This window comes from Chloroflexota bacterium, from assembly GCA_020161265.1.
Classification (GTDB): domain Bacteria; phylum Chloroflexota; class Chloroflexia; order Chloroflexales; family Herpetosiphonaceae; genus Herpetosiphon.
This window is the reverse complement of the sequence record JAIUOC010000001.1, coordinates 897,421-910,820: the sequence shown is the minus strand read 5'-3', so window position 1 is coordinate 910,820 and position 13,400 is coordinate 897,421. Positions and strand designations below refer to the sequence as shown.

The window sequence follows — 13,400 nt, the reverse complement described above, 5'->3', positions numbered from 1 at the left end:
GGTTTAGGACATGTTAGAGCGACTATCAACAAATTCAACGTTGGAAAACCACATGCGCCACCAAGTAACCCTAACAGGTACAGGCCTAACCATTGAGGACGTTGTTCGCGTGGCTCGCCATAATCAACCAGTTGGGCTAACTGATAATCCTGAGATCTTGCAACAGATCGAGGCCTCGTGTACCTACATTAACGATGCAGTTAAAGCTAGTAAGCCTGTGTATGGGGTAACAACTGGCTTTGGTGGCATGGCCGATGTGGTTATTTCGTCCGAGGAAGCTGCCGATTTGCAGAATAATGCCATTTGGTATCACAAAACTGGCGCTGGCAAATTGTTGCCCTTGGCCGATGTCCGGGCGGCGATGTTGCTACGCGCCAATTCGCATATGCGCGGGGTTTCGGGCATTCGCCTGGAAATTATTCAACGCATGATGACGTTTTTGAATGCCAATGTCACGCCGCATGTGCGCGAGTTTGGTTCAATTGGGGCTAGCGGCGATCTTGTGCCATTAATCAGCATTACTGGAGCCTTGCTTGGCACAGATCCCGCCTTCCGCGTCGATTTTGATGGCGAAAATATTGATTGTCTTGAGGCTTTGGAACGGCTCAACTTGCCACGCTTGCAGTTGTTGCCCAAAGAAGGCTTGGCCATGATGAATGGCACATCGGTGATGACGGGGATTGCTTCGAATGTGCTGCATGATGCAAGGATTTTGCTGGGCTTGGCGCTGAATATCCATGGGTTGATGATTCAAGGCTTGCAAGGCACCAATCAATCATTCCACCCGTTTATTCATCAGCATAAAGCGCATACTGGCCAAGTTTGGGCCGCCGACCATATGCTACAAATTTTAGAAGGCTCGGCGTTATCGCGCGATGAACTTGATGGACGACATGAATATCGCGAGGGTGATTTGATTCAAGATCGCTATTCGCTGCGCTGTTTGCCCCAGTTTCTTGGGCCAATCATTGATGGTATGGCCTATATCACCCATCATTTGCGAGTCGAAATCAACTCGGCCAACGATAATCCTTTAATTAATACCGAAGCTGGGGCCAGCTATCATGGCGGCAATTTCCTCGGCCAATACATTGGCGTAGGCATGGATCAATTGCGCTATTACATGGGCTTGATGGCCAAACACCTTGATGTCCAAATTGCTTTGTTGGTTTCGCCACAATTCAACAATGGCTTATCGGCCTCTTTGGTCGGCAACACCGACCGCAAGGTCAATATGGGCCTCAAAGGCTTGCAAATTTCGGGCAACTCGATTATGCCAATTTTGGGCTTTTTGGGTAACTCGTTGGCTGATCGTTTTCCAACGCATGCTGAACAATTTAACCAAAATATCAACAGCCAAGGCTTTGGTTCGGCTAATTTGGCCCGCCAAACGATCGAAACTTTGCAACAATATATTGCGATTGCCTTGATTTTTGGGGTGCAAGCGGTCGATTTACGCACCTTCAAGCGAACTGGGCACTATAACGCAGTTGAAACACTTTCGCCGATGACCGCCAAGCTCTACAGTGCGATGCGTGAAGTGGTAGGCAAGCCGATTTCGCACGAACGCCCCTACATTTGGAATGACAACGAACAAGCTTTAGAACAACATATCAGCGCAATCGTTAGCGACATCACCAACGATGGAATTATTCCCCAGGCAATTCAAGAAACCTTAGATAGTTTGCGCTCAATAATTTTATTTGCCTAATCTTCGCTTAAACAGCTGAATCAAGCAGTTGCGCCAATTTCCGGCCTGTTTATGGCAGAAATTGGCGCGATTCGTTAATCGAGTCATTCAGTCAAAAAAACTCCACAAATGTGCCCTAAAAAGCCGAGCTTTTTAGATTGTGTTTATATCCACCATCGCCGATACTAGCCTTGCTGTTACTTTGGCTGTGGAGGGTTTATGGGTTCTTTTGTCCGTGGATTGCTGGTTATAATTGGTTTTGTGAGCCTGCTGGGGTTCATGTTGCCTGCCCAAGCGGCGAGCCTGCAAACGACCTTTGTGGTAACAACGGCGGATGATGATTTTATTGCCGATAATGGCACATGTTCGTTGCGTGAGGCGCTTTATGCGGCCAATACCAACCAGGCCTATGATGCTTGTCCCGCTGGTGGAGCGAACGATACGATTCAGCTCGCTGCGGCAAGCTATCGTTTAACCCGCAATGGCATGAATGATGAGACGGGTGCGCTTGGCGATCTGGATATTTTGAGCGATTTAACGATTACTGGGGTGAGTTCGGCCACCACAATTATTGATGGCATGGAAAGCGATCGCGTACTCGATATCTACACGGCCACGGTGACCCTGAACAATCTGCAAATTCGCAATGGCTTTGTGGATAATGATGATGAAACGGGACGCTACTATGGCCATGGTATTTTGCATCGCTATGGCAATCTGCATATTCAATCGAGTTTGATTGAACGGAATGGCTTGCTGCGCTCCACGCTGCTGGGCAATAACTATGGTGGTGGCATTGCTAGCCTGAACGGAACCCTCAAGATCGACGACAGTACGATTCGCAGTAATACGTTACGTTCATATGTTGATGGTTTTGATGCAGGCAGTGGTTTTGGGGCTGGCTTATACATAAGTAGCCAAGCGGTGACTATTACCAATTCGCTTTTTGATAACAATCAACGTGGTTTTGGGCCAGCAATTTATATGATCAAGGGTAATTTAAGTCTGCTGAATAGCGTGATTCAGCGTTCATCCGATAGTCACCAAACCTCGGCTGCGATCAATGTCCTTGGTGGGCGAGTGATGATAACAGGTGGTGGGCTGTTAAATAATACGCCACAGGGCTTGTCACTGCGTGGAGCAAGCAGCGCCACAATTGCTGATACTACCTTTATTGCGAATGGTTTTAGTAATTCTAATGCCCGTCAATGTTCGCGTGGTGGGGCAATTTATAATGCGGCAACGCTCTCGGTTAGCCGAAGTCGCTTTATTGGCAACTATGCTGATCTCGGCGGAGCGCTCTATCAGCATGCTGGCAAGGCAACGCTGCTTGATAGTGAATGGGTTGAAAACCGTAGTAGTGGTGGGGTTCGGAATGATGAAGAGTGTTTTGGTTATGGTGGCGCAATTTACCAAAATCTCGGTGTGGTGACGCTTGACACCAGCACCATTGCCGATAATTACTCGTTTCATACGGGCAGCGGGATTGCTCAACTCCAAGCGACTGCAATAATGACAATTACCAATTCAACGATTGTTTCCAACACCAATGGCTATTATGAGAATGATGATGGTAATGAAAATATGTTGACTGCAGGCCTCTACGCGATTGGCCGTATGTCCATTGGCAATACAATTGTGGCCAAGAATTATAATACTAGCGTAGTTGATGTCTATGATTGTAGGGGCACGGTTCTAAGTCTTGACCATAATTTGCTAGAACATCCCAGCCACTGTACTTTTCAAGCACAAGCGAGTGATCAACTTAATCTTGACCCGATCCTCGATCAATTTGATTTTCATTCTGGCACAACTCGGAGTTATAGCCTTAATCCGCTGAGTCCAGCGATTGATGCTGGTGCTGATTGTGGCCCGTTTGATCAGCGGGGAATTGCCCGCCCACAAGATGGCGATGGCGATCTGCAAGCGGTTTGTGATATTGGCGCATTTGAATATAGCTTGCCTGCGCCAACCCGTTTTGTGCTGTTTGCGCCCTATATCAGCCAATAGTTAAACAATCAGGCGGGGATGGATCAAGCATCCCCGCCGAATGTATTACTTAAAATTGTTAGATTGAGCACTTAGAGTTCATCGCGTTCGAGCCATTTGGCAATGCTAGTGGGCGCTTTAAAATTTAACACATCGTGCAATACTTCATCAAGCGTGCTGCGAATTGAAATAAACCGCCGATGTTCAGGAGCCACAAAGCCTTCAGTGACCGCTCCTTCGATAAAGGCCAGCAGCGGGTCATAGTAGCCTTTGACATTCCAGACCACAATTGGTTTGGCGTGGATGCCAAGCTGGGCCCAGGTTAAAATCTCAAATAATTCCTCGAACGTACCTAAACCACCTGGTAGCGCGATAAATGCGTTTGAACGTTCGGCCATCATGGCTTTGCGTTCGTGCATGCTGCGCACGACAAAGCGCTGCGATAAGCGCGGATGGGCCACTTCCTTTAAAAAAAGGCCATCGGGAATAATGCCTTCGACATAGCCTCCGGCTGCCAGCGCACTGTTGGCCAAAATTCCCATCAAGCCGTTCGAAGAGCCACCATAGACTAAGCCTAAACCCCGTTGGGCTGCGGCGATACCGAGTTCCCTAGCTGCATCGCTATAGTCTGGTTGCGCTCCATTGCGCGAACCACAGAACACACACACACTCAATTCTGGGCGTTTAATCGTCATACCAATACAGCTCCTTGTGTTGTTCCCTGCGGCACACTCCATCATAGCATGGAACCGCCTGAGCGTATCGCAATAGGCTGAAATTCATTTTTTGCTACCCCACAACGTTAGATTAATAGCCCACAAATTAACCCTTGAGCAAGCTAGGGTGGTCTGCTATGCTGCCCAAGCCGTTGCGAAATTAAAAAAAGGAGCAGTGCATGGCTTTTCATTCTGATCAAATGCTGCCGACTATGCGAGTTGCTCGCCGAATTATTGCTGGATTATTGTTGTTGGCTGTGGTTATTGGGTTGGCGCGAGTTGGGCGGTTTGCCCATGCCCAATCAGCCCAATCAGCGAGCATCCGCGCCAGCGATTGGCAAGCCATTAGCCAGCTATTACCCCCAAGCCAACAAGCCTATCTCAAGGCTTCAAATACCAATCTTGGCGATCAGTTTAGCTCAAGCGTGGCGATCGATGGCAATACAATTGCGATTGGTGCGCCCAACGAATCAAGCGCGGCCACTGGAATTAATGGCAATCAACAGGATAATAGTGTCATTAGTTCAGGTGCAGTTTATATTTTTGTGCGTACTGGGACCACCTGGAGCCAGCAAGCCTATATTAAAGCCTCAAATCCCGATTTCAATGATCTATTCGGTCATAGCGTGGCATTGTCTGGTAATACCTTGGTGGTTGGGGCGGTCAATGAATCAAGTGAGGCCACCGGAATTAATGGCAACCAAACCGATAACAGCGCGATGAATGCTGGGGCCGTTTATGTTTTTGTGCGCAGTGGCACGACTTGGAGCCAGCAATCCTATCTCAAAGCTTCAAATGCTGAAGCCTTTGATCAATTTGGCTGGATTGTCGCGCTTGATGGCAATACCTTAGCGGTTGGGGCTAATCTTGAATCGAGCAATGCGACTGGAGTTAATGGCAACCAATCCGATAATAATGCTGTCCGTTCAGGAGCAGCCTATATATTTGTGCGCACTGGCACGACCTGGAGCCAACAAGCCTATCTCAAAGCCTCAAATACCGAGGCCAACGATAATTTTGCGATGGCACTTGACCTAAGCGGCGATCGCTTGGTGGTTGGGGCGGTCAATGAAGATAGTGCTGCCACTGGCATTAATGGTGATCAATCCAATAATGATGCAGCTAGTGCTGGCGCAGCCTATGTTTTTGTACGCAGTGGCACGACCTGGAGTCAGCAAGCTTACCTCAAAGCCTCAAATACCGAGGCCAACGATTTCTTCGGCGAGAGCGTGACGATCGATGACTCAACCGTAGCAGTTGGCGCATGGTGGGAAGATAGTTCGGCTACGGGCGTTAATGGTGACCAAAATAATAATAATACGACCTTTTCAGGAGCTGCCTATGTCTATAGCTTTGATGGTGTGAGTTGGAGCCAGCAAGCCTATATTAAAGCCTCAAATACTGATACTGAAAATTATTTTGGTCATGCATTGGTGTTGCGTGGCGATCGGCTGATTGTTAGCGCCTATGCTGACGATAGTGCGGCCATTGGCATCAATGGTGATCAACAGAATGCTGATGCTGGCGGTTCTGGAGCGGCTTTTGTCTTTGCACGAGTTGGTACGGTGTGGAGCCAGCAACACTATTTGAAAGCCTCGAATACTGGAGTTGAAGATACTTTTGGCTATACCATGGCAACCGATGGTTTAAGTTTGGTGGTTGGGGCATGGTGGGAAGATAGCAATGCAACCGGAATTGATGGCAACCAAACCGATAACAGCGCGATGAATGCTGGTGCGGCCTATGTGTTTAGCCTAGCACAATCGGTTGCCTATTTGCCATTGGTCTTTAAACGGATGACGACCCTGATTGCTACGATTAATCCTAATACGATTCCGATTCGCCCGATCACTGTTCAAGGCGAAACCTTTTTGAACTCAAGCTTTATATTGCCCAGTGATTTGCCTGCAACTGGTACGTATTATCTTTCGGCCAGCCCAACGAGCGTTATGCCGAGCCTAGTTGATGATGCAGTGGTGTTATATGCTAATAGCACCCAAATTTTTCGCCATGAATATTCAACCCCTAATTCGGCGATTGTAACTGTGCCCTATGCGACCCTCGCGCCGTATGCTGGCCAATCAATCACTGTTCAATTTAATGATGTTTATGGCAGCGTGGTGGAGGCCTCTCCAATGTATTTGATTTGGGTTCCATAAGATTGATTGCTATGGTAGGCTGGAAAGTATAATCCTATAAAAAATATAATTGATATCAGATCTATAGGTTAAAGGTCTTGTAAGTAAATTTGTTATAGAGTATGGTATGCTTGCGTAAGCCGTTCCTTCGTCGTGGGAATACCATATGCCTGATATCTTTGATAATATGCATCGACAGTTTCTTGACCAACTGCTGCTTACACTTGATTCAGCGCTTCGGGCTGATTTTTGTATTGGCTATTTTAATTTGCGAGGATGGCGAATGATTGCTGATCGCATAGATCAATGGTCTGGTGGTCAGCATTCATGTTGCCGAGTTCTCATTGGGATGCAGTCTGCACCCCGTGATGAACTTCGCGCTGCCCTAAGTCTTGTTCCCAATCTTGGGATGGATCAGTCGCGAATTGTGCGCTTGAAACAACAAATGGCTGAGGAGTTTCGTCAACAGTTAATGGTGGGTGCTCCCAATAATGCCGATGAAGCGGGCTTGCGTCAGCTGAGCCGCCAACTTAAAGAAGGCAAAGTTGTGATTAAATTGTTTTTGCGTCATAACCTACATGCGAAGCTTTATTTATTTCAAGTTTCTGATCCACTTAATCCATTTATTGGGTACGTTGGTAGCAGTAATTTGACGTTTGCTGGCTTGGTAACCCAAACAGAATTGAATCTTGATGTTCTTGAAACAAATACTTGCGAGAAATTACAAGGATGGTTTGATGAACTTTGGGATGATCGCTGGTGTCTTGATATTTCAGCAGAATTGGCGGCGATTATTGATGAAAGTTGGGCACGAGGATCAACAGTTGCTCCCTATCATGTCTATTTGAAGATGATTTATCATTTATCGCAGGAAGCTCGCGCAGGTTTAGCCGAATTTTCTATCCCATTTGATATGAACCAGGAACTTTTCGATTTTCAGGCAGCAGCCGTGAAAATTGCAGCTCGTCATCTCAAACAACGAGGTGGAGTGCTCATCGGCGATGTGGTGGGTTTGGGTAAGACGATGATGGCCACCGCCTTAGCTCGCATGATGGAGGATAGTTATGGCTATAGCACGTTAATTATCTGCCCTAAACATCTCGAAGATATGTGGGTCGCTTATAGTCAACGCTATGGCTTGCGAGCGCGGGTGCTGCCCTTAAGTCGGGTAACTGAAGCCGAAATGCAGACGATTCCAGCACGCTATCGCTTGGTGTTGATCGATGAAAGTCATAATTTGCGTAATCCTGAAGGGCAACGTTATAAGGCGCTCAAAACCTATATTCAACAGAGCGATAGCAAGTGTATTCTGTTATCAGCGACACCCTATAACAAACAATATCGGGATCTGTCAGCCCAATTGGGATTATTTCTTGATGAAGATGAAGATCTTGGAATTCGGCCTGAAATGTTGCTGCGTGAGATTGGTGAGCTAGATTTTGCGCGACTGCATCAACGATCGCCTTCAACCCTTGCAGCCTTTGAAAAAAGCACCTATGCTGATGACTGGCGTGAATTGATGCGCCGATACTTGGTTCGGCGAACACGATCCTTCATCAAACAAAACTATGCTGTTCTTGATGTCGAAACAGGCTTACGGTTTTTACAGTTTTCAAATGGTAACAAAACGATTTTCCCCCAACGCATCCCACGGACACTACGCTTCAATATTGATCCTGATGATCCTAATAATGGCTATTCACGCTTGCTTGATCCGTTGGTTGTCGATGCCATCGATGAATTAACGCTTCCTCGGTATGCGCTTGGAATGTATCTTCGCTCATCGTTTTCTGAGCATCCATCGGCGAGTGAGCTTGCAATTATCGAGGATTTGCGTCGTGCTCGCAATCGGCTACGCGGGTTTAGTCGCACGAATATTTTTAAGCGCTTGGAAAGTGGCGGGCCAGCATTTTTACAATCAATTGAGCGTCATATTCTGCGCAATTATATTGTGTTACATGCGCTCGATCAGAATCGTGCGATTCCGCTTGGCTCACAAAGCGCGGCCTTGCTCGATTCAAGCCAACATGATCAAGATCATGATATTACGACACCGAATGATGATCCAGTCTTACTCCTAGAAGAGCCTGATCACCTGTGGAGTCCTCTGCGATTTCGCCAGCGTGCTAGCGTATTGTATCAAGCGTATGCAACCCGCTATCATAATCAATTTAAGTGGGTTCGTCCGAGCTTTTTTAGCCGTGATTTGAAACGCCAGCTAATGGCTGATATCCAACGTCTCCATTATGTGGCGACTCATTGTGGGCAATGGATTCCAGCGCATGATCGAAAACTCCAGCAGTTGGTTGATTTAATCGAACGTCAACACCCCCACGAGAAAATTCTTGTTTTTACCCAGTTTGCCGATACACTTGACTATCTCAAAGCACAATTACACTTAGCGGGTATCCAACAAGTAGCGACGATCAAAGGTGGATCAGTTGATGCAACGATGTTGATCCGACGGTTTAGCCCTAAGAGCAACGGTATTAGTCTGTTGCAACCTAGCGATGAAATTCGGATTCTGATTGCTACTGATGTATTGAGTGAAGGCCAAAATCTTCAAGATGCCCATATTATTGTTAATTATGACTTACCTTGGGCAATTATTCGACTCATTCAACGAGCAGGACGGATTGATCGTATCGGTCAAACTGCTCAAGAAATTCTCTGCTATTCGTTCTTACCAGCGGATGGAATTGAGCGAATTCTCAAGTTACGGGCACGAGTGCGTGATCGCTTACGTCAAAATGCCGAAGTTATGGGCAGCGATGAGGCTTTTTTTGAAGATGAGCAAAATGATACATCTTTGCTCGATCTCTATAGCGAAAATGCTGCGGTGCTTGATGGCGATGATGATCCAGGTGAGATTGATTTAGTGTCGTATGCCTATCAAATTTGGAAAAATGCTATAGATAATGATCCTGGCCTCAACCACTTAATTCCGAATCTTCCAGACGTGATTTATAGTAGCCGTTCATTTAATTCACTTCCTGCTTATCCGTCGGGAGTCTTAGTTTATCTACGGACGGCTAATGGAAATGATGCCCTTGCGTGGGTTGATGAAGCGAAACGCTATATAACCCAGTCACAGTTGACGATTTTGCAAGCAGCTGCCTGCTCGCCTAATACCCCTGCTATTAGTCGTCATATCCAGCATCATAGCTTAGTCCAGGCTGGTGTAGAACATATTACCTATGAAGAACAAACCGTTGGTGGTGGCTTAGGCCGAACCACTGGTGCTCGTTTTCGCACGTATGAGCGCTTGAAACATTATACAGATAGTATTCGTGGGCAGATATTTGAATCGACAGAGTTATCCCGCGCTGTTGATGACATCTATCGTTATCCTCTGCGTCAAACAGCCTTGGATAGTATTAATCGTCAACTTCGAGCAGGAATTAGTGATCAAGCTCTCGCTGAATTGATCATGGCGCTGCGAAATGAGAACCGTCTCTGTATTATTCATGATGATGATGATGTGCGAGAACCACGATTAATTTGCTCACTAGGGATATGGGATCGTTAAGTAGGAATCTTCTGTTTGAGCTGTAGTGTCGATGTAATGCCAGTGGCTGATCCAATACTCATAATGTAATGATCTAGCTTGGAGAGACATCTTATGCCTGCTAATCAATCTAAGATACGCAATGCACTAAATACGTTTAACTTTGTAGCTCTTCGCGATGAGTTGGGTTGGAGTATTTTAAATGAGTCAGCTGTGTTGCTGGCAGTTGATGATCGAACGTTTATACTTAAACCAATCGCCCATAAACAAGGCTTACGCTTATTGTTGTGTGAGAATACTGATGCGAATCTATCAATCCCCGATCTTAAGATCCGATTGAAACTTGATAGCGAAGTAGCTAAATTCTCGCAAGAACGGATTTTGGTCTTTATCGATCCTGCTCAAACCTGCCAAACTTGGATGTGGGTAAAATCCGATAATGGTATTCGTCGTCCGCGAGCATTCACTTGGACTAGAGGCAGAACGAACGATGATCTCATTCAGCGATTAGCCGAACTATACGTTGATATCAGCGAAGAAGGCAGATTATCGATTACTGATATGGCACAGCGAACAAGATCTGCATTTGATGTCGAAAAAGTTACGAAACAATTTTATAAATTATTTGAAGAACGCCACGATAATTTTATGAAAGATATTGAGGGTATTCTTGATGAAGAAAGTCGAAAATGGTACACATCATTAATGCTCAATCGCCTTATGTTCCTGTATTTTATTCAACGAAAGGGGTTTTTAGCAGGTGATCCTAATTATTTGCGGACTAAATTGAACCAAATTAAAAAAAATTACACTCCAGGTGTACAGGGATTTTATGACTTTTATAATAAATTTTTATTAGTTTTATTCCATGATGGCTTAAGCAAACCAAGCTATCCATCTCCAATAAAGTCGTTAATCGGGGATGTACCCTACTTAAATGGCGGCTTATTTGATATTCATCAATTGGAGCTTGAAAATCGTATTATTCGGATTCCTGATGTGGCTTTTGAAAAAATATTTATTTTTTTTGATAGCTATCAATGGCATCTTGATGATCGGCTTACAAATGACGATAATGAGATTAATCCAGATGTTCTAGGCTATATTTTTGAAAAATATATCAACCGAAAACAGATGGGCGCCTATTATACCAAAGAGGATATTACTGAATATATCAGTAAAAATACAATTATCCCTGCAATCTTTGATCGGGCTGCCTTGGTTAATGCTGCTATGCCATCTTTTGCTGTGGATGGTTGGATATGGGATATTTTGAAACGTAATCCCGATGCATATATTTATGAGGCCGTCCGTTATGGTGTTAAGCATGATTTACCAACAGAGATTGCTTGTGGGCTTAAGAATGTTCAGCAACGAACCCTATGGAATAAACCTGCTACCAAAGAGTTTGCTCTCCCAACCGAGACGTGGCGCGAGCATATTGCTCGTCGTCAACAGTATCAACATATAGAATTACAAATTAAGTTGGGTAGAGTTACTTCGATTAACGATTTGATTACCCATAATCTCGATATCATTAGCTTTGCCCGTGATGTGATTGCTTTGTGCGACCATTCTCCAACCCTTCGTGCGATATATACGGCGCTTGAATCGTTATCGGTACTTGATCCAACATGTGGCTCTGGTGCATTTTTATTTGCAGCACTGAATATTTTACAACCACTCTATGAACAATGTTTAGATCGGATGCAAGAAATGCTGCAAAAATCACTTGATGCAGAGTCATCAATATTTTTTACTGCTGTCTTGGCTCGTATGAATAATCGCCAAAAACATCCTAATAAACAGTATTTTATTCTAAAAACGATTATTTTACAGAATTTATATGGTGTTGACATTATGGAAGAAGCGGTTGAAATTTGTAAATTACGTTTGTTCCTCAAATTAATGGCTCAAGCAGAATCGGTCAGACAGATAGAACCATTACCTGATATTGATTTTAATATTCGAGCTGGAAATACGCTAGTGGGCTTTGCTCGTTATGCTGAAGTTGAAGAATTGCTTGATAGCAAAATGGATGTGTCCAATACTAAAGAGCGTATTTTAGCCCAAGCAAAAATGACCAATACTGCTTATCATGCCTTTCGAACTGCGCAAGCGGGTGATGATTTAAGCATCCTGAATATTGCTCAATCCAAGGCAAGGCTGCGTATAGCATTAGATCAACTCAACGGCAGTTTAAATGACTACTTGGCCCAAGAGTATCGTGTAAACCCATTAAAAGCTGATGATTTTTCGACTTGGCTTTCAACCCATAAGCCATTCCATTGGTTTGTAGAATTCTACAGTATTATTGAAGATAAGGGCGGATTTGATGTTATTATTGGTAATCCTCCGTATGTTGCATATCCTAAAGTACGAAAAGGATATACGATTTTAAAATATCGTACAGAAAAAGCTAATAATCTATATGCTTTTGCTATTGAAAGATCGATTTGCTTAGTTAATAAAGATATTCGGCTTGGTATGATTGTTCCAATTGCCTCGATATCAACTGAATCAATGAAAAGCCTTCAAGATATTTATAAAAATTTTACATCTTGGAATAGTAACTATGCTGTTCGCCCTGGTAAGTTATTTAACGGCGTTGATATGAATCTTTCGATTACTATCTTAGCAAAAAAATATACTCAAAGCATATATAGTACTAATTATATAAGATGGAATGATGGCATTAATGGTAGTAGAGATTATATATTTGATAAATTGAATTATGTAAAAGTTGATAATATTGATGGATTGAGTAATAATTTTCCTAAAATAGGGAATAATTTGGAAGTTAGTATAATTAATAAAATGATTTCGTTTTCTAAGAAGCTTGGCTTTTTTGAGAATAAATCTGGCCAAAAAGTTTTTTATCATTCTGGAGGAAGATATTGGCGTAAGGCTATTTTGAACTCATTATCATCACACTATAAACCTATCTCAGTAGATAGAGAAAATATCGATGTCGTTTTATGTATCTTGAATAGTCAGTTGTTTTATTGGTTTTGGATACAAAATTCAAACTGTATGGATGTTGTTTCTAGAGAGGTTTTTGAGTTTCCGGTATTTGATATTTTTGGTAAAAATCAATTATTTTGTGATATTTCTAGAGATTTATTGAATATATACTATTCCAATAAAAAAATGCGAGAGAGAAGAGGTGATATTATTCGTGCTGACGAGATTAATTTTGATGTTTCCAAGGCGAAACACATCATCGATAGTATTGATTACTTATTGTCCCAATGCTATGGATTTACTGCTGAAGAACTTGATTATATTATTAACTATGATATTAAGTATCGAATGGGCGGTGATAGCGAAGAAGAATAATTGCTTGATTTTCAATCGGT

6 protein-coding genes are annotated in these 13,400 nt (G+C 43.9%); 5 read left to right on the top strand and 1 reads right to left on the bottom strand.

From position 1 onward, the window contains the following. The first annotated feature begins 52 nt into the window (after nucleotides 1–52). On the top strand, nucleotides 53–1,711 hold the full coding sequence (locus tag LCH85_03255; protein ID MCA0350992.1) for an aromatic amino acid ammonia-lyase: 1,659 nt from the start codon (nucleotides 53–55) through the stop codon (nucleotides 1,709–1,711). Nucleotides 1,712–1,909: 198 nt separating this feature from the next. Further along, on the top strand, nucleotides 1,910–3,700 hold the full coding sequence (locus LCH85_03250) for a CSLREA domain-containing protein (protein ID MCA0350991.1): 1,791 nt from the start codon (nucleotides 1,910–1,912) through the stop codon (nucleotides 3,698–3,700). A gap of 71 nt (nucleotides 3,701–3,771) precedes the next feature. Here the strand turns inward: LCH85_03250 and LCH85_03245 are convergent, their stop codons facing one another. Further along, nucleotides 3,772–4,374: a TIGR00730 family Rossman fold protein gene (locus LCH85_03245; GenBank protein ID MCA0350990.1), complete on the bottom strand. Its 603-nt coding sequence runs from the start codon at nucleotides 4,372–4,374 to the stop codon at nucleotides 3,772–3,774. Between the two features lie 200 nt (nucleotides 4,375–4,574). Between LCH85_03245 and LCH85_03240 the strand changes: the two genes are divergently transcribed. From LCH85_03240 to LCH85_03230, 3 genes are all read left to right on the top strand, one after another. Then, nucleotides 4,575–6,554 (top strand): FG-GAP repeat protein, encoded by a 1,980-nt coding sequence (locus LCH85_03240; protein ID MCA0350989.1) that lies wholly within the window; start codon nucleotides 4,575–4,577, stop codon nucleotides 6,552–6,554. A gap of 145 nt (nucleotides 6,555–6,699) precedes the next feature. Beyond that, nucleotides 6,700–10,062, top strand: a complete 3,363-nt coding sequence (locus LCH85_03235) for a phospholipase D-like domain-containing protein (GenBank protein MCA0350988.1) — start codon at nucleotides 6,700–6,702, stop codon at nucleotides 10,060–10,062. 93 nt (nucleotides 10,063–10,155) lie between these two features. Further along, entirely contained in the window at nucleotides 10,156–13,380 is a 3,225-nt protein-coding gene (locus LCH85_03230) for an Eco57I restriction-modification methylase domain-containing protein (GenBank protein MCA0350987.1), read from the top strand. The last annotated feature ends 20 nt before the right edge of the window (nucleotides 13,381–13,400 follow it).